This window comes from Wenzhouxiangella sp. XN79A (assembly GCF_012272825.1).
Lineage (GTDB): Bacteria > Pseudomonadota > Gammaproteobacteria > Xanthomonadales > Wenzhouxiangellaceae.
In genome coordinates, this window is record NZ_JAAWWS010000125.1 from 119,868 (window position 1) to 136,637 (window position 16,770).

At 68.6% G+C, this 16,770-nt stretch carries 16 protein-coding genes; 8 read left to right on the forward strand and 8 right to left on the reverse strand.

All coding sequences use genetic code 11. The features are described 5' to 3' along the window. Window positions 1-12: 12 nt before the first annotated feature. Window positions 13-1,452, reverse strand: a complete 1,440-nt coding sequence (locus tag HFP89_RS01895; protein ID WP_168715946.1) for a type IV secretory system conjugative DNA transfer family protein — start codon at window positions 1,450-1,452, stop codon at window positions 13-15. A 129-nt stretch (window positions 1,453-1,581) separates the two neighbouring features. On the opposite strand from HFP89_RS01895, the gene HFP89_RS01900 reads away from it, so the two are divergent. After that, window positions 1,582-1,908: a hypothetical protein gene (locus HFP89_RS01900; protein ID WP_168715947.1), complete on the forward strand. Its 327-nt coding sequence runs from the start codon at window positions 1,582-1,584 to the stop codon at window positions 1,906-1,908. Between the two features lie 12 nt (window positions 1,909-1,920). Here the strand turns inward: HFP89_RS01900 and HFP89_RS01905 are convergent, their stop codons facing one another. Genes HFP89_RS01905 through tsaD form a run of 4 tightly spaced genes read right to left on the reverse strand, consistent with a single transcriptional unit; the run spans window position 1,921 to window position 4,126 of the window. Then, window positions 1,921-2,130 carry a DUF2905 domain-containing protein gene (locus HFP89_RS01905; protein WP_168715948.1) on the reverse strand — a complete coding sequence of 70 codons (210 nt, stop codon included), beginning with the start codon at window positions 2,128-2,130 and terminating at the stop codon, window positions 1,921-1,923. Window positions 2,131-2,136: 6 nt separating this feature from the next. Then, window positions 2,137-2,631 (reverse strand): 2-amino-4-hydroxy-6-hydroxymethyldihydropteridine diphosphokinase, encoded by a 495-nt coding sequence (folK, locus tag HFP89_RS01910; protein ID WP_346775176.1) that lies wholly within the window; start codon window positions 2,629-2,631, stop codon window positions 2,137-2,139. 48 nt (window positions 2,632-2,679) lie between these two features. Further along, a complete protein-coding gene (gene folB / locus HFP89_RS01915) occupies window positions 2,680-3,039 on the reverse strand; it encodes a dihydroneopterin aldolase (protein ID WP_168715949.1) in 360 nt (119 codons plus the stop codon). A 43-nt stretch (window positions 3,040-3,082) separates the two neighbouring features. Further along, complete coding sequence (gene tsaD, locus HFP89_RS01920) at window positions 3,083-4,126, reverse strand: tRNA (adenosine(37)-N6)-threonylcarbamoyltransferase complex transferase subunit TsaD (protein WP_168715950.1); 1,044 nt, start codon at window positions 4,124-4,126, stop codon at window positions 3,083-3,085. Between the two features lie 63 nt (window positions 4,127-4,189). Here tsaD and rpsU point away from each other — a divergent pair, with 63 nt between their 5' ends. The 4 genes from rpsU to rpoD all read left to right on the forward strand — a co-directional run bounded on the left by rpsU (window position 4,190) and on the right by rpoD (window position 8,825). Continuing rightward, window positions 4,190-4,405: a 30S ribosomal protein S21 gene (gene rpsU / locus HFP89_RS01925; protein WP_168715951.1), complete on the forward strand. Its 216-nt coding sequence runs from the start codon at window positions 4,190-4,192 to the stop codon at window positions 4,403-4,405. A 304-nt stretch (window positions 4,406-4,709) separates the two neighbouring features. Continuing rightward, window positions 4,710-5,153 (forward strand): GatB/YqeY domain-containing protein, encoded by a 444-nt coding sequence (locus HFP89_RS01930; protein ID WP_168715952.1) that lies wholly within the window; start codon window positions 4,710-4,712, stop codon window positions 5,151-5,153. Window positions 5,154-5,211: 58 nt separating this feature from the next. Further along, window positions 5,212-6,945, forward strand: coding sequence for a DNA primase (gene dnaG / locus HFP89_RS01935; RefSeq protein ID WP_206212177.1), 1,734 nt, complete (start codon window positions 5,212-5,214; stop codon window positions 6,943-6,945). 11 nt (window positions 6,946-6,956) lie between these two features. Further along, the gene (rpoD, locus tag HFP89_RS01940; RefSeq protein ID WP_240955842.1) at window positions 6,957-8,825 is read left to right on the forward strand and encodes an RNA polymerase sigma factor RpoD; all 1,869 of its coding nucleotides are present in this window, start codon (window positions 6,957-6,959) and stop codon (window positions 8,823-8,825) included. 79 nt (window positions 8,826-8,904) lie between these two features. Here the strand turns inward: rpoD and HFP89_RS01945 are convergent, their stop codons facing one another. Genes HFP89_RS01945 through HFP89_RS01955 form a run of 3 tightly spaced genes read right to left on the reverse strand, consistent with a single transcriptional unit; the run spans window position 8,905 to window position 12,376 of the window. Then, window positions 8,905-10,083: a hypothetical protein gene (locus HFP89_RS01945; protein ID WP_168715954.1), complete on the reverse strand. Its 1,179-nt coding sequence runs from the start codon at window positions 10,081-10,083 to the stop codon at window positions 8,905-8,907. After that, complete coding sequence (locus HFP89_RS01950) at window positions 10,080-11,054, reverse strand: alpha/beta fold hydrolase (RefSeq protein ID WP_168715955.1); 975 nt, start codon at window positions 11,052-11,054, stop codon at window positions 10,080-10,082. Before HFP89_RS01950 ends, HFP89_RS01945 begins: the two co-directional genes overlap by 4 nt. Continuing rightward, window positions 11,051-12,376: an O-acetylhomoserine aminocarboxypropyltransferase/cysteine synthase gene (locus tag HFP89_RS01955; protein ID WP_168715956.1), complete on the reverse strand. Its 1,326-nt coding sequence runs from the start codon at window positions 12,374-12,376 to the stop codon at window positions 11,051-11,053. The genes HFP89_RS01950 and HFP89_RS01955 overlap by 4 nt, the downstream gene beginning before the upstream one ends. A gap of 505 nt (window positions 12,377-12,881) precedes the next feature. Between HFP89_RS01955 and HFP89_RS01960 the strand changes: the two genes are divergently transcribed. The 3 genes from HFP89_RS01960 to HFP89_RS01970 all read left to right on the forward strand — a co-directional run bounded on the left by HFP89_RS01960 (window position 12,882) and on the right by HFP89_RS01970 (window position 16,301). After that, on the forward strand, window positions 12,882-13,313 hold the full coding sequence (locus HFP89_RS01960) for a hypothetical protein (RefSeq protein WP_168715957.1): 432 nt from the start codon (window positions 12,882-12,884) through the stop codon (window positions 13,311-13,313). 58 nt (window positions 13,314-13,371) lie between these two features. Next, a complete protein-coding gene (locus HFP89_RS01965) occupies window positions 13,372-14,448 on the forward strand; it encodes a DUF3524 domain-containing protein (RefSeq protein WP_168715958.1) in 1,077 nt (358 codons plus the stop codon). Window positions 14,449-14,579: 131 nt separating this feature from the next. Further along, window positions 14,580-16,301, forward strand: a complete 1,722-nt coding sequence (locus tag HFP89_RS01970; protein WP_206212178.1) for a vanadium-dependent haloperoxidase — start codon at window positions 14,580-14,582, stop codon at window positions 16,299-16,301. The last annotated feature ends 469 nt before the right edge of the window (window positions 16,302-16,770 follow it).

The window sequence follows — 16,770 nt, forward strand, 5'->3', positions numbered from 1 at the left end:
GGTTCCGATGCTTCACGTCCGGTCCGAGGGGTCGGGTTGCGCGCCGATCGCCAACTCCAGGTCGGGGTCGTCCGCCATGTTGCCGGGCTGGGGGATCGCTTCGGGCCGGCCGCGGCGTTCGGATTCCGTTCGGGGCGGCATCGGCTGGTAGAAATCGTTGTCGTCATAGAGTCCTCGGAACGGCGCGTCGTCCAGGTAGTCCGGTTTGTCGATGACTCTCGGGTTTCGTCCGGCCTCGGCGAGGATCAGTCGGTCCGGCGGGAGCCGCAGCGGGTCGATGTCGGCCGGCAGCCGGAGCAGGTGGGCCAGGGATTCGGCCAGGCGGTGGGTGGTGGCGCCGAAGGTCTGGATGAAGCGGGTGTTGTTGTACAGGGTCTCCCAGTCCGGGTAGAGGCGCTGGAGCTGGCTGAGGTCCTGCCAGAAGCTCCAGGTGCGCACGCCGTAGCCGCGCATCAGGGTGACGGCTCTTCGTAGTTGTTCGAGGGTGCCCAGCTGGGCGGCTTCGTCGAGGATGAACAGGGTCGGCTGTTCGACCCGGTGGCGGCGCTGGGCCAGCTGGTCGAGCAGGGTGCCGATCCAGAGGCGGAGCAGCGGGCCGTGGGTGTCGAGCTTGTCGGGCGGCAGGACCAGGTAGAGGCTGATCGGGTCGCCGCGGACGATGCCGTCCAGCGGGAAGTCCGTGCGGGAGCTCGTGGCCCCGAAGGTCTCGCCGTTGAAGACCCGGATGCCGGCTCGCGCGGTGGAGAGGATGCTGGCCCAGACCTTCGCTTCGGTGGCCTCCAGGGCGCCGGCCTGCCGCCGCACCAGGTCGTTCTTCGACTGTTTCATTTCCTTGATGGTGAAGGCCATGTCCTCCATGCTCTGGTTGAGCAGGTAGGCGACTTCCGAGAGGTTGCGCAGCACCGGCGGCCGGACCGAGGCGACGTGCAGGATCAGGGTGGTGATCAGGCTCCTCGCGCTGTTTTCCCAGAAGGGATCGGGCACCGCCCGTCCCGGGGTCATCAGTTCGGCCAGGCTCATGGCCTGTTCGTAGGCGTCCGGGGCCCTGGCGTCGATCGTGTCCAGCAGGTTGAAGCTGGCCGATTCTTCGCCGGAGACGCCGAAGGGGTCGAGGACGTAGACCCGCTGGCCCATTTCGCGGCGCCTTCGAGCGGTGACCTGGGCGTTTTCGCCCTTGGGGTCGATCACGATGACCGGGCCGGGGTAGGACAGCAGGGTCGGGATGATGGCGGACCGGCCCTTCCCTGCCCCGGTCGGCGCGATGGTCATCATGTGGCCCTCGCCGGGGTCGGGGACCGGCGCGAAGGCCGTGGTCCGAGCGGTGGCAGGGGTGGCGTGGAAGCCGATCGATCGCCGTTCGGGCTGCGCCCGGTCCCAGCCGAGGATGGGCTGGGGCGGCGGCTTGCCTTGCGGAATCGATGCGGCGTCGGTGCGGCGGCGGGCTTCGGTCATTCGCGGTCTCCGGTGCTCGAGGTGCGGGAAGAACGCGCGGCGCGGCCGGGTTTTTCAAAAATCCGGGGGATTTCGATATTCTGATCTTGCGCGCGTTGAACAGCTAGGCAGCCAGGAGGGTTCGTTTCCGTGGAATTCCAGACCTCGAAGACCATCTACGCCGCGATCCGGGCATCGCGCCACGCGGATCTGCGCCAGCAGCTGGTCGATGCGGCCGTGCGCTATGCCCGCATCCGCACCGACTACCGGCTGACCGACCCGGCCACCCGGGCGGAGATGGAAGACGGCCGCACGCGCGCCCACAACGTGCTGATCGACGCCTGCAACATCCTGGCCCGCGCCATGCAGCGCGACGGCGAGGACATCGGCTGGCGCACGCGGCTGACGCAGGACCGCAAGATCATCGGCGACTTCGCCTGCCACCTGCACGCCCTGCTCGGCATCGAGGGGCGGTGAGGTCGGTCGGGGTCAGCGCCTCAGGAACAGGTTGACGATCACGCTCAGCACTACGCTGGCGATGATCATCGAGACGATCGGGAAGTAGAAGGACCCGCCGTCGCGCTCGATGCGGATGTCGCCCGGCAGTTTGCCGAACCAGTTCAGCAGCCACGGGGCGTAGTAGAGAATCACGCCGAGCAGCGCGATGGCCAGACCGAGGACGATGAGCAATTTGCCCACGGCGGCTCAGAGCGCCAGGTCGGTGACGGTCAGGCTGCGGTCGCCGTCGAAGGTGGCCCAGTGCTCGGCGAAGGTCCGGCCCGTTTCCGGGTGGGCCAGGTCCGGGGCGAGGTCGGCCATCGGTTCGAGCACGTGGGCGTACTTCAGGACTTCGTCGCGCGGCAGGACCAGGCCGTCGAAGTCGCCGACGCGCTGGCCGTGCAGGAGGATGTCGATGTCCAGGGTCCGGTCGGAGAACTTCGGCTGGTCGCGATCGCGGCCGTGGTGGTTCTCGAGTTTGGTCAACCAATGCTTCAGGGCAGTGGGTTCGAGGTCGGTCTCGATGCGGCAGCAGGCGTTGAGAAAGTCCGCCCCGTCGAAGCCGACGGCGACCGAGCGATAGACCGGCGAACAAGCCACCTCGCCGAAGCGTTCGCGCAGGGCGGCGACGCCGACGGGCAGCATGCGGTGGGCATCGATGTTGCTGCCCAGCCCGAGGTAGACGGTTTCGACGTCGGCCACGAAGACTCTCCGGAAAAAGGATGCGGACCGAGGGCGAAGGGTTCGCCGTCAGCCGGGTCGGCGGCCCCGTTCGATCATCACGCCGACGGATTTCGAGCCGGTCACGGCACCCGGTTTGTCCAGGCGCAGCGTCAGCCACGGCACGTCGAATTCCTCGAGGATGATCTCCGCGCAGCGCTCGGCCAGGGTCTCGACCAGGTAGAAGCTGCTCTGGCCGACGAAGCCGACCATTCGCTTGGAGACCGCCTTGTAGTCCAGTGTATCGTCGATCGAATCGGTGCGGGCGGCAGCGGCGATGTCGGCGGCCATCTCGATGTTGAGCACGACCTTCTGGCGGATTTCCCGCTCCCAGTCGTAGATGCCCACGACGGTCTCGATTTCCAGGTCCTGGATGAATACGCGGTCCATGCGGCGGGTTCCTTTCAACGGTTCGGGGCGCGATCGCCCGGGTTCAGGCCGGCGCGGCTTCGGTCAGCGGCGGCAGTTCGTCCAGCGGCCAGCGCGGGCGCACGGCCACTTTGCCGGCCTGCCCCGCTTCGGCGCGGCGGTACCAGCCGGCCAGCGCGATCATCGCGCCGTTGTCGGTGCACAGCGCGAGCGGCGGATAGTAGACGCGGCCGGCCAGTTTTGCGTCGAGGGCCTGGCGCAGGCGGCGGTTGGCGCTGACGCCGCCGGCGACGATCAGCCGGTCCAGCCGGGTCTGCTTCAGCGCCCGGCGGCACTTGATGACCAGCGTGTCGACCACGGCGCGCTCGAAGCCGGCGGCAATGTCGGCCCGGGTCTGCGGGTCCCCGGCCTCGCGCTGGATCAGCAGCCGGGTGTGGGTCTTGAGCCCGGAGAAGCTGAAGTCCAGCCCGGGGCGGTCGGTCATCGGGCGCGGAAAGTCGAAGCGCTCGGCGTTGCCCTGCTCGGCCAGCCGCGCGACCTCCGGGCCGCCCGGGTAGCCGAGCCCGAGCAGCCGGGCGGTCTTGTCGAAGGCCTCGCCGGCGGCGTCGTCGAGCGTCTCGCCCAGCAGTCGGTAGGCGCCGGGGGCGCGGACTTCGATCAGCATCGTGTGACCGCCGGAGACCAGCAGCGCGACGAACGGGAAGTCGGGCGGGTCGGGCTCGAGCATCGGCGAGAGCAGGTGGCCTTCCATGTGGTGCACGGCGATGGTCGGGCGGCCGATTCCGCGCGCGTAGCCTTCGGCCACGGCGCTGCCGACCAGCAGCGCGCCGGCCAGCCCCGGCCCGGCGGTGTAGGCCACCGCATCGATCGCCGCGGGCCTGCAGCCGGCCTCGTCGAGCACCTGGCGGATCATCGGGGCGAGTTTCCGGACGTGGTCGCGCGAGGCCAGCTCCGGCACCACGCCGCCGTATTTCGCGTGGTCGAGCTGGGTGTGCACCGCCTGCGCGACGATGCCGTCGCCGTGCCGGTACAGGGCCACGCCGGTCTCGTCGCAGGAGGTCTCGATGCCGAGTACGGTCGTGACCGAGGGGGTGGATTGGCTTTGCATTCGAGGATGGTACCGCGATATACTGGGGAACTATGCCAATTTCACTAGGTTGTGTGATTCGTAATGCCAAGCGTTAAAGTCAAGGAAAACGAGCCGTTCGAGTTCGCCCTGCGTCGTTTCAAGCGCTCTTGCGAGAAGGCCGGTGTGGTCGCCGAGACCCGTCGCCGCGAGTTCTTCGAGAAGCCGACCCAGGAGCGCAAGCGCAAGAAGGCCGCGGCGGTGAAGCGGCATCTGCGCAAGCTGTCCCGCGACGTCACCAACAGAAAGCGCCTGTACTGAGCCGACGCCGGAGGCGGCGTCTCGTCGTCCAGGCGCGCGCTCCGCGGTTCCCGGTGCTCCTGCAGCGCACGCCTGAACAACGATCCACTCGCCTCCACCCGTGGTTTCGGTTGACGACGTGAACGTCGAGCGCGGGTAGGCAAAAAGCCCCCCTCATTACTTGAGATCGGATTTTTTCTGATCTCGACCGCAGGGAAACGGACAAGTCTTCGGGTGGCCGCTCTGGCCGCCCGTTTTGCGTTTCTGGAATTCGGGCCCATGTTCAGGGGCTGGAACTCGATAATTCTTGCAGGAGAACTCTGCCATGTCGTTGAAGCAGCAGGTCATGGAACAGGTCAAGCAGGCGATGAAGGCCGGGGAGAAGGATCGGCTGAAGGTGCTTCGCATGCTGACCGCGGCGATCAAGCAGCGCGAGGTCGACGAGCGGGTCGAGCTCGACGACGACCAGGTGCTGGCGGTGATCGAGAAGATGGTCAAGCAGCGCCGCGAGTCGATCGGGCAGTACACCGCCGGCGGTCGCGAGGACCTCGCCGCGGTCGAGCAGGCCGAGATCGACGTGCTGGCCGATTTCCTGCCCGAGCCGCTGAGCGACGCCGAGATCGACGCCTTGATCGACCGGGCCGTGGCCGACACCGGCGCCTCGGCCATGGCCGACATGGGCAAGGTCATGGGTCAGCTCAAGGGCCCGATGCAGGGCCGGGCCGACATGAAGCAGGTGTCGGCGAAGGTCCGCGCGCGGCTGGGCTGATCCGGCGTCCCCGGTCGGCGGCTTTCCGAGCCGACGCCCCGGGGCTACACTTCCCGGGGTGTCCGGCCTGATTCCCGAATCCTTCATCGAGACGCTGCTCGAGCGCGTCGACATCGTCGATGTGATTTCGCAGCGCGTGCCGCTGAAGCCGGCCGGGCACGAATACAAGGCCTGCTGTCCGTTCCACGACGAGAAGACCCCGTCGTTCTACGTCAGTCCGCAGAAGCAGTTCTACCATTGCTTCGGCTGCGGTGCGCACGGCACCGCCATCGGCTTCGTCATGCAGCACGACGGGCTGGAGTTCCCGGCCGCGATCGAGGACCTGGCAGGTCAGGTGGGGCTCGAAGTGCCGCGCACCGGCGGCGCCGATCCGGGCGTGCGCAAGCGCGAGCAGGAGCCGCTGCTCAACGCGCTGGAGGCCGCCCAGAATTTCTTCCGCGCCCAGCTCAAGCGCGACGAGACCGCCCGTGGCTACCTCGCCGAGCGCGGCCTCGATGAGCGCACCCTCGACGAGTTCGGCGTCGGTCGCGCGCCCGATGCCTGGTCGGCGCTGGTCGACCGGCTGATCGAACAGGGCCACAAGGCGGCCGACCTGGAAAAGGCCGGGCTGGCCGGCAAGGCCCGCAACGGCAACTGGATCGACAAGTTCCGCAACCGGATCATGTTTCCGATCCGCGATCGCCGCGGCCGGGTGATCGCGTTCGGCGGCCGGGCGCTGGGCGACGATGGTCCGAAATACCTGAACTCGGCCGAGTCGCCGGTCTTCCACAAGGGCCGCGAGCTGTACCGGCTGTTCGAGGTCCGGCGCGGCGGCCTGCCCGATCGGCTGCTGGTCGTCGAGGGCTACATGGACGCCGCGGCGCTGTTCCAGTTCGGCTTCGAGGACGCCGTGGCCACGCTGGGTACCGCGGTCACCTCCGACCACGTCGAGCTGATGTTCCGGGCGACCTCGGTGGTGGTGTTCTGTTTCGACGGCGACGCGGCCGGCCGGCGCGCGGCCTGGAAGGGCCTGGAGGCGGCGCTTCCGGTGATGAAGTCCGATCGCGAGGTGCGCTTCCTGTTCCTGCCCGAGGGCGAGGATCCCGACAGCCTGGTGCGCGCCGAGGGCCGGGAGGCCTTTGCCGAGCGGCTGGACAGGGCCATTCCGCTGTCGAGCTTCCTGTTCGACGAGCTGGCCCGGCCGCTGGACACGACCACTCCGGACGGCAAGGCGCGGCTGGTCGCCCAGGCCCAGCCGCTGCTGGCCAGGCTGCCGGCCGGGCCGTTCGCCGACCTGATGGCCGAGGAGTTGCGCCGGCGGACCGGACATGCCGGCGACTGGCGGCCGAAACCTGCCGCGCCTCGCTATTCACGACAGGCTTCCGATCGGCCGCTGACTCCAGTACAATACGCGGTTGCCATTCTTGTCCAGCACCCGGAGCTGGCCGCAGAACTGGACCGCTCCCGGCTCGATGGGCCGGGTGACCTCAAGGGGGTCGACTTCCTGGTCCAACTGATTGATTTCTGCGCCTCCCGGCCCAAGGTTTCCACCGCGCTCGTACTGGAACACTGGCGGGACCGGCCGGAAGGGCCGTTTCTGGCCGATCTGGCAGCGCGCGATCTGGCCGGTCGAGCGGAACAGCTGGGCCCGGCGCTGGTCGAATCACTGGACAGGATCCGGGCGCTGCGTATTCGGGCCCGAATCAACGAGTTGCAGCGCCAACAGGCGGCCGAGGGCTTGACGCCCGAACAGGCCGACGAGCTTCGGCAATGGCTCAGACATCGCACCGCCGGCACGGTCGGCACACGGTAGAGACGGACTCTATGGAAAACGCACCCCGCGCATCGCAATTGAAGCTCCTGATCGAAAAGGGTCGGGAGCAGGGCCAGTGGCTGACCTATGCCCAGGTCAACGATCACCTGCCCGACGACCTCGTCGATCCCGAACAGATCGAAGACGTCGTGAACATGATCAACGACATGGGGATCAAGGTCTTCGAGGAGGCCCCGGAAGATCCCGATGCGCTGATCCTCAACGATTCCGCCTCGACCGACACCGACGACGAGACCGCTCAGCAGGAAGCCGAGGCCGCGCTGGCCGCGGTGGAAACCGAGCTGGGCCGGACCACCGACCCGGTCCGCATGTACATGCGCGAGATGGGCCAGGTCGACCTGCTCGACCAGAAGGGCGAGATCGAGATCGCCAAGCGCATCGAGGACGGACTGAACGCGGTCAACATGTCGCTGGCCCGCTTCCCGGGCACCATCACCGTGCTGCTCGAGGAATACCAGGCCTGGCGCGACGGCAACCAGCGGCTGAACGAACTGGTCTCCGGCTTCGTCAACCCGCAGCTGCTCGCCGAAATGGACCTGATTTCCGAAGACACCATGGAAGCCGCGGTGGCCGAGGAAGCGGAGTTCATGGACGAGCCCGACGAGGACGAGGACGAGGACAAGCCGGCGCCGACCGTCAACACCGGTCCCGACGCCGAGCAGGTCATCCAGTACTTCGAGGAGCTCAAGAGCATCCACGAGCAGTTCCTGAAGCTCTACGACCGCTACGGCCCGAACGGCCGGAAGACCAACGAGTTGAAGGACCAGGTCTGCGAACAGTTCATGCGCCTGAAGCTGCCGCCGCGGATGTTCGAGCACCTGATCGACCGGCTGCGCTTCCAGGCCAACGTCTCGCGCGATATCGAGCGCCAGATCATGCACCTGTGTGTGGATCGCGCCGGCATGCCGCGCAAGGACTTCATCAAGAGCTGGGTCGACAACGAAGCCGATCCGGACTGGGTCAAGGGCCTGACCCGCAAGCGCACCAAGTGGTCGAGCGCGGTTGCCGAGCACGTCGACGAGATCACCCGTCTTCAGCGCCGCCTGCAGCAGATCGAGAAGACCCAGCGCATTCCGATCGGCGAGTTCAAGGACCTGACCCGCAACATGTCGATCGGCGAGGCGCGCGCGCGCCGGGCCAAGAAGGAAATGGTCGAGGCCAACCTCCGCCTGGTGATCTCGATCGCCAAGAAGTACACCAATCGCGGGCTGCAGTTCCTGGACCTGATCCAGGAGGGCAACATCGGCCTGATGAAGGCGGTCGACAAGTTCGAATATCGTCGCGGCTACAAGTTCTCGACCTACGCCACCTGGTGGATCCGCCAGGCGATCACCCGTTCGATCGCCGACCAGGCGCGCACGATCCGAATCCCGGTGCACATGATCGAGACCATCAACAAGCTCAATCGGGTCAGCCGCCAGATGCTGCAGGAAATGGGCCGCGAGCCCACGCCCGAGGAACTGGCCGTCAAGATGGAGATGCCGGAAGACAAGGTGCGCAAGGTCCTGAAGATCGCCAAGGAGCCGATCTCCATGGAAACCCCGATCGGCGACGACGAGGATTCGCACCTGGGCGATTTCATCGAGGACATCAACATCCTGTCCCCGGTCGACACCGCCACCACCACCGGCCTGACCGACACGGTGCAGAAGGTGCTGGGCGGGTTGACGCCGCGCGAGGCCAAGGTGCTGCGCATGCGCTTCGGCATCGACATGAACACCGACCACACGCTGGAAGAGGTCGGCAAACAGTTCGACGTTACCCGCGAGCGCATCCGTCAGATCGAGGCCAAGGCCCTGCGCAAGCTCCGTCATCCGACCCGCTCGGAACAGCTGCGAAGCTTCCTCGACCTCGACTGAGGCCGCGCCGGCCCGCCGATTCGGAGAGCCGATCCGGAGCGCCCCGCTACGGCGGGGCTTTTTCGTTTCGCTCCATGCCTCAGGCGACCGCCAGGCGCAGCAACTGACTGGCGGCCGCCTCGGCCAGGTCCGACAGCACCGACGTGGCCGTGACCTCGATGCCGGCGCCGGGCCCTTCGATGACCACCCGCGTCGCGCCATTGCCGATGCCGTCGAGCACCAGGCGATTGTCGCTGCCGTCGAGCCGACCGAACGGATCATCGGCGGCAACCGTGGCCGGACCGACCTGCGCCCGCCCCGGCTCGGCGAAGGCCCGGTAGATCCAGCGCTGCCTGTTCTGCTCGGCTGCGGTCAGTCGCGCGGCCCACCGGGCATCCTGGCGCTGCAGCGCCTCGATCACGTCCAGCCGACCGCGGATTTCCTGCGCCCAGCGGTCCTCGACCACCGGCTCACGATCGATGACCGGCTCTGCGTCTTCGGCCGCCTGCCCCGCTTCGCGCAGCAGGATCCGCAGCTTGCGCGCCACGTCTTTGCCCGACAGGTCGTCGAGCGGGTCCGGCTCGGTGCAGCCGGCGTCGCGTGCCGCGGCCACGGCCTCGGACAGCAGGGCGCCGTCGTGCATCCTGCCGAAGACCTGGACCAGCGTGCCGGACACGACCGCGGTGATTTTCGTCGGCGCGCGCCCCGAGGCCCGCAGCCGGCGCAGCGTGGCCAGCACCGGCAGGCCGGCTCCGACGGTTGCGGCATAGCCCAGCGGGGCCCGGCCGGATCGCGCCGCGGACTGGATCCGGTCGTACAGCGCCCGGTTGCCGGCGAAACCGAACTTGTTCGGCGTGACCACGCCGATGCCGGCTCGCAGCCAGTCCGGGTACAGCGCCGGGAGATCGGGATCGGCGCTGCAGTCGACGACGACCGCCGGTCGTCCACGGCCGGCCAGCCGTCGAGCGAGCTCGGCCAGCGTACCCGGAGCGCGCGACCGCACGTCCAGGCCGCGTTCGGTGCCGATGACGTGCTCGCGCCGGTTGATCGACTCGCGCAATGCGAGCATCGGTCGACCGGCCGGATCGCGGACGTCGCCGAGCCGCTCCAGTACGGCTCCGCCGACCTGCCCGGTGTGCCCGATCAGCACCACGTCGACGGTGCCGTCGGGGCTGTGTCCCGGCAGCGGCGCCCGGATGCCAGGCACGCTGCGTCCAGCGGTCGGCTCGAGGCCCTTGTGCGAGGCGCTCGTCTTCGGGGTGGCGAAGTTCGTGGTCATGCGCTGATCTCCTCGGTCTCGGGGCGCACTGTGCAGGGATCGAATTCCCGGATCAGCCGATCCAGCGCGCGCTGCTCGATCAGGAAGGCGTCGTGGCCCTGCGCGGCAGTCAGCCAGCCCAGTTGCGCGCGGCCCAGGCCGTCGGCGAGCGCGTGCAGTTCGTCGGGCGGGTACAGCAGGTCGCTGGTGATGCCGACGACCAGGGTCGGCACCCGGCAGCCGGCCAGCGCCGCCGCCGTTCCGTTGCGATCGCGACCGACGTCGTGGTGATCCATGGCCCGCATCAGGCGCAGGTAGGCCGCAGCGTCGAAGCGCGCGCGCAGCGCGTCGCCGTGATGGTTCAGCCAGCCGCCGACGGCGCCGCGCTCCAGCGTCAGCGGACGCAGCCGGCCGTCGAGGTCGGACCAGTGGCGGTAGCTGAGCATGGCGACCATCCGGGCCAGCTCCAGATCGCCATGGCGCTCGATCGCGCGGCGCTGGACGTGGTTCAGTCCGGCCGCCCAGGCGGTCTGTCTGGCCGGTGCGGCAATCACCACCGCCGAGGCCACCCGGTCCGGATGGCCGACCGCCCACTCCAGCGCCTGCATGCCGCCGAGCGAGCCGCCGATCACCCGCTCGAGCCGGTCGATGCCCAGTGCGTCGATCAGCAGCCGCTGGGCCTGGACCATGTCGCGCACATCGACCGCGTCGAGCGCGGGCCGGCTGCGGGTGCCGCCGCTGCCGCCGACCACGTCCATCGAAACGATGAACGAGCGGGTCGGGTCCAGTGCGCGACCGGGGCCGAGCAGCCCGTCCCACCATCGATCGACGCGGCGATCGCCGGTCAATGCCGGGCAGACCAGCACCGCGTTGTCGCGCGCAGGCGCCAGCCGGCCCCAACTGCGGTAGCGGATCGCCACGCCCTCCGAGCGCGCGCCGTTCCGCCAGGTCGGCGGCGAGGCCACGTTGATCCATCCGTCGCGCCCGGTCATGCCGCCGACTCCGCCAGCGTCCGGTTCAGTGCGCGATCGAAGTCGGCGACGATGTCGTCGATGTGCTCGATGCCGACCGAGACCCGGACCAGCGCGTCGTCGACCCCGGCTGCCCGGCGCTCGGCCGGCGAGAGCTGCTGGTGGGTGGTGCTGGCCGGGTGGATGACCAGGGTCTTGGCGTCGCCGACATTGGCCAGGTGGCTGGCCAGCTCGACCCCGTCGATGAATCGCCGCCCGGCCGCCGCGCCGCCGTGGAGACCGAAGCTCAGCACGGCACCGAAGCCGTGGCGCAGGTACTTCAGGGCCCGGGCGTGCGATGGATGGTCTTCCAGCCCCGGGTAGTTGACCCAGGCGACGGCCGGGTGATCGACCAGCCAGCGCGCCAGCGCCAGGGAGTTGTCGACGTGGCGCTGGACCCGAAGCGACAGCGTTTCCAGTCCCTGCAGGAACAGGAAACTGTTGAACGGGCTCAGCGCAGGGCCGAGATCGCGCAGCCCCTCGACCCGGGCCCGGATGGCAAAGGCGATGTTGCCGAACGGACTGTCCGGCCCGAAGGTCTCCCAGAAGTTCAGGCCGTGGTAGCCCGGGGCCGGTTCGGTGAACAGCCGAAAGCGGCCATTGCCCCAATCGAAGCGGCCGGCATCGACGATGATCCCGCCGATCGAGGTGCCGTGGCCGCCGATCCACTTGGTTGCCGAGGCCACCACGATGTCGGCGCCGTGTTCGATCGGCCGGCACAGGTAGCCGCCGGCGCCGAAGGTGTTGTCGACGATCAGCGGCACGCCGTGGCGCTTCGCCAGCGCCGACAGGCCGTCGAAGTCGGGAATCCGGAACCCGGGGTTGCCGATGGTCTCGACGTACAGCCCGCGGGTGCGCTCGTCGATCTCGGCCTCGAAGGCCGCCGGGTCGTCGCCTTCGACGATCCGCACGTCGATGCCCAGCCGCGGCAGCGAGACCTTGAACTGGTTCCAGGTGCCGCCGTACAGCGACGAGGACGCGACGATGTTGTCGCCGGCCTGCGCGATGGTCGTCAGCGCCAGCAGCTGGGCGGCCTGGCCCGAGGCGGTGGCGACCGCGGCCACGCCGCCTTCCAGCGCGGCGATCCGCTGCTCGAACACGTCGGTGGTCGGGTTCATGATCCGCGAATAGATGTTGCCGAACTCCTCGAGCGCGAACAGGCGGGCGCCGTGGTCGCTGTCGTCGAAGGTAAACGACGTGGTCTGGTAGATCGGCACGGCCCGGGCGCGGGTGCCGGGCGCGGGCTGCTGGCCGGCGTGGACCTGCAGGGTCTCGAACCGGGGGGTGGCTGCGTCGTTCGTCATCGGGTGGTCTCCTCGTGCGTCGTGGTCGATCGCACCGAGCCGGAGGTATTCCGGTTCGGGCGGTGGATCGCAGCGGGAGGTCGGCGGGTCGAACGATCGGGAATTCAGACAACAGGAAACCCGCACCGGCCAGGCCGCTGCGGGTGTTCTCGTGGTTCGGTCAGGAGGGGTTCGTCAGATCACGACCGTGCACGAGTCCGCAGCTTTCGCGCGCAGACACATGCACATGCACATCGTGCAGGAACGGGTTGTTGGTCGGACGATCTCCATGGCTTCGATTACTCCAGACTCCGGGCCGCTTGTCAAGTGCCTTGAAGGGCTCGTCGCGAACGCCGAAGGCGCCGGATGGCGTCCGCACACCGTGAGTGCCGGTCGGCCGGTCGGCCGGTCCGGTCGGTTCGTCGAAATCGCCGGGTGGTTCGTCACGATTCCGGATTCGCGACATTGAACCGGGTCGGCATCCGGGATAAGGTCATCGGCGAACACGGGCAGGAGGAGACGATGGATGCATAGCGGCTGGCCAGTGGCGGCCCGGGTCCTGACAACGCCGGGGATGGCGCGGGAGCCGGGCGCGTTGCTGCAGGCGATTCCCGGAGACTGCGCAGCGGGCGTTCCCGAACACTGCAGCTGCGCCGGATTCGAGAATCGGTCCGGGTTGGCGACGCGCTGCACCCACGTCCGGCGATGCCCGCTTCCGGTGCTCGAAGGCGTCGAGCGACCTACGACCTTCAGCGCTGACGGCGAGCGGGTCGACGAGTTCCAGATGCACGACGGCCGGCTGCACGGCGTCGAGGTCCGCGGCGACCGCTCGGACCGGAGGGTCCAGATCGTGGCCCGGCATCGCGGCGCGGGGGATCGAGCGCGAACAGCGTCGATCCGGGCCCGCCACGGTGTGCCGGCGTCCTCGGCCTCGGCCTCGGCGCCGCAACGCGACTGAGCCGGCGCGCCGTCCCGGCCGGTCGCTTCGGCGAATCACCGCAGACCTCCCGCCTGCCATGTCGAAGCCCTGTATCTGGCTGCTGTCCGCCTACCGTTCCGAAAGCCATGCGCACTGGGCCGATGGGCTGGTTCGACGGCATCGCGACTTCGATTGGCGCCGGTTCGAACTGCCCGGCCGCCACTTTGCCTGGCGGATCCGCGGCAACCCGCTGAGCTGGCTCGACGACCTCCCGTCGCGCGGCAGCGGCGAGACCCTGCCCGACGCGGTGCTCGCCACCTCGATGGTCGATCTGGCAACGATTCGCGGCCTGCACCCGCGGCTGGCGGCGGTGCCGACTTTGCTGTATTTCCACGAGAACCAGTTCGTCTATCCGAAAAGCGATCGACAGACGACCTCGGTCGATGCCCAGATGGTCCAGCTCTATGCCGCGCTGGCGGCCGATCGGGTGGCGTTCAATTCCGAGTACAACCGCCGGACCTTCCTCGACGGTGTCGATGCCCTGATGCGGCGGATGCCGGATTTCGTGCCCGAGGGCCTTGTCGAGCGCATCGCATCGAACAGCGGGGTGCTGCCGGTGCCGGTCGATGCGATTGCCCCGGCGCAGCAGCGCGACGCCGGCCTGATCGTCTGGAATCACCGCTGGGAGTACGACAAGAACCCCGAGCTGTTCGCCGAGGCGGTCTGCCGGCTGGCCGAGGCCGGCATCGACTTCCGACTCGCCTTGCTCGGCCCGCGCGGGGCACGTCCGGTCAGGGCGCTGGAGCGGCTGCGCGCAGCGCTGGCCGACCGGATCGTCGTCGATCGGGCGCCGGACCGGGCCGAATACGCGGCCGTCCTCGCGCGCGCCGGCATCGTGGTCAGCACGGCGCGCCACGAATTCCAGGGCCTGGCCGTGCTCGAGGCGGTCGGCGCCGGCTGCCGGCCGGTGGTGCCCGATGCCCTGTGCTACCCGGAGCAGTTCGATCCGGTCTTCCGCTACCCGGCCGACGACCTCCAGGGCCTGTTCGATCGATTGTGCGCTGCACTGCGTGGGCGGTTGCCCGCACCGCCGTCGGTGACCCGCTGGACCGGGCCGGAGCCTGTCCGGGCCTGGGCCGAACTGCTGCATGGCCTCAGTGGCGATGGAGGATGACCCGGTCCTGATCGAACGCTGGTGGAATATCCTGGAAGTGGCTATGATCGGACCGGGAGCACGGGCGGCCCGCTGTATCTCGGCGCGGGCCCGTGAGCGATCGCATCACCTCAACGGAAGGGGAGTTCGACATGGACGAATCCAGCAAGAAGGCGGTCCCTGCACCGCGGGGTTCCGATGAGCCGCGCGGCCTGACCCGCCGCGGCATGCTCGGTGCCTCCGCCGCCGCGGCCTTCCTGGCCGGTGTCGGCGGTCTCGCGCCGCGAAGCGCGCTGGCCGACGCGGCCCAGGCAAGCAAGTTCGACGGCCAGCGACTGGTCGGATTCGGGCCCGACGCCGCGCGGCGCAATTCCTCGCTGTTCCGCATGCGCACGGCCGCCGCGCGGTCGCACCTGCAGAGCTTCATCGGCATCCAGACGGTCAACGGAGACGATGCGCTGTATGCCGACTACCGCGGCAGTTTCACCAAGACCCTGCCGCACAATGCCTTCGGCGAGGTCGATCCGGCCGCCTATCGCAGCCTGCTCGATGCCCTGGAGTCCGGCGACTACGACGACTTCGAAGCGATTCCGCTGTCACCCGAGGCCGATCGCAAGCTGGCCAATCCGCAGGGCGCGTACAAGTACGAACTGACCGGGCTCGACTCGCACGCCACCTGGATGCGTCCGGCCCCGGCCTTTGCCAGCGCCGAGACCGCTGCCGAAATGGGCGAGGTCTACTGGAAGGCGCTGCTGCGTGATGTGCCGTTCAGCGCCTTCGACACCGACCCCGACGTGGCCGCCGCGGTGGCCGACCTGAACGGATTTTCCGAAACCGTCGGACCCAGGGAAGGCGGCGCGGTCACGACGACGACGGTGTTCCGCGGCGAGACGCCGGGCGATCTCGTCGGTCCGTACATCAGCCAGTTCCTGTTCAAGCCCGTTCCGATGGGCAACCTGGTCGTCGAACAGCGCTACCCCACGCCGGCACCGGGCGACGACTACATGACTACCCGGGCGGAGTGGCTGGCGGTGCAGAACGGCGTTGCGCCGCCGCCGCTGGTCAAGGGCAACCCGCGCTACATCTCCGATGCACGCGCACTCGGCGAGTACGTGCACGTCGATTTCAGCTACCAGGCCTACCTGAACGCCGCGCTGATCCTGCTGGGCCTGCCGGGCGTGCGCGATGTCAGCAACCCGTACAACAGCTCCGCCACCCAGGGCGGTTTCGTGTCGCTCGGCGGCCCGGACGTGCTGGACCTGGTGGCCAAGGCGGCCAACCTGTCGCTGACCGGGGCCTGGTACCAGAAGTGGCTGGTCCATCGTCGCCTGCGCCCGGAAGTCTATGCCGGCCGGCTGCACTTCCAGATCGAAGGCGACCGCAACTACGGGCTTCCTGCAGAGATCGTGAACTCCGAGGCGATCGCACGCGTTCGCAGCCGCACCGGCACCGCCTTCCTGCCCATGGCCTTCCCGGAGGGCTCGCCGACCCACCCGGCCTACCCTGCCGGCCACGCCACGATTGCCGGCGCGTGCGTCACGGTGCTCAAGGCCTTCTTCGAAGAAACCGCTGAACTGCCGGAGCCCGTGGTCGCCAGCGTCGATGGCTCGGAACTGCTGCCGTGGACCGGAGAGGCCCTGACCGTAGGAGGCGAGTTGAACAAACTGGCCAACAACATCGCGCTCGGCCGCGACTGGGCCGGCGTCCACTACCGCTCCGACGGCGTCGACGGCCTGCTGGTCGGCGAGCAGCAGGCGCTCGGCCTGCTGGCCGACTACACGCGCTGCTACAACGAACTCTTCGATGGCTTCTCGCTGACCCGCTACGACGGTACGGCGATCCAGATCGTCGGCGGCGAAATCATCGAGCTCTGATCGGACGCGGGCCGACGGCCCGCCCGAAGTCGCGCCCGGCGGGGCCCGGATGCTTTCCGGGCTGCTCCGGGGGGGTGCAGTTGGTTCGCCGCTCGGGCGAGCGTGCGTTCGTCGGTGGCGGCAAACCTGGCCAAACGATTTTTTAAGCGCGCGTACCGGTGGGGGTTTGCCCTCCGGCATGGAGCCGTGGCGCGAAGAATCGCGCAGTGCCGCGGAGATGGAAGGGCTTGCCGGCGTACAGAGGCATTGGAACCCGAAGCGAAGCCGGATCATTGACGGTGGCTCGGTTCGAACACAGGCCGCTTCGATCGACGGTCGTGGCCGACCAGCGACGGCTCGGCCTGGCCCTGGCTTCTCGGATGCATCCGGGGCCACTGTGCTTCTCGTGTCTTGCTCGCCTCTGGGTTGTTGCTGCCCAGGGCTACAAGCGTTTCGCCACGCGGACTTCGTCCGCTTTCTGGCGAGGTAC

Bases quoted from the DNA above. Each gene is read 5' to 3' on its own strand.
- HFP89_RS01970 (WP_206212178.1), top strand. From the start codon at position 14,580: ATGGACGAATCCAGCAAGAAGGCGGTCCCTGCACCGCGGGGTTCCGAT.
- rpsU (WP_168715951.1), top strand. From the start codon at position 4,190: ATGCCAAGCGTTAAAGTCAAGGAAAACGAGCCGTTCGAGTTCGCCCTG.
- rpoD (WP_240955842.1), top strand. From the start codon at position 6,957: ATGGAAAACGCACCCCGCGCATCGCAATTGAAGCTCCTGATCGAAAAG.
- HFP89_RS01955 (WP_168715956.1), bottom strand. From the start codon at position 12,376: ATGACGAACGACGCAGCCACCCCCCGGTTCGAGACCCTGCAGGTCCAC.
- tsaD (WP_168715950.1), bottom strand. From the start codon at position 4,126: ATGCAAAGCCAATCCACCCCCTCGGTCACGACCGTACTCGGCATCGAG.
- HFP89_RS01950 (WP_168715955.1), bottom strand. From the start codon at position 11,054: ATGACCGGGCGCGACGGATGGATCAACGTGGCCTCGCCGCCGACCTGG.
- folB (WP_168715949.1), bottom strand. From the start codon at position 3,039: ATGGACCGCGTATTCATCCAGGACCTGGAAATCGAGACCGTCGTGGGC.
- HFP89_RS01960 (WP_168715957.1), top strand. From the start codon at position 12,882: ATGCATAGCGGCTGGCCAGTGGCGGCCCGGGTCCTGACAACGCCGGGG.
- HFP89_RS01945 (WP_168715954.1), bottom strand. From the start codon at position 10,083: ATGACCACGAACTTCGCCACCCCGAAGACGAGCGCCTCGCACAAGGGC.
- HFP89_RS01965 (WP_168715958.1), top strand. From the start codon at position 13,372: ATGTCGAAGCCCTGTATCTGGCTGCTGTCCGCCTACCGTTCCGAAAGC.
- HFP89_RS01930 (WP_168715952.1), top strand. From the start codon at position 4,710: ATGTCGTTGAAGCAGCAGGTCATGGAACAGGTCAAGCAGGCGATGAAG.
- HFP89_RS01895 (WP_168715946.1), bottom strand. From the start codon at position 1,452: ATGACCGAAGCCCGCCGCCGCACCGACGCCGCATCGATTCCGCAAGGC.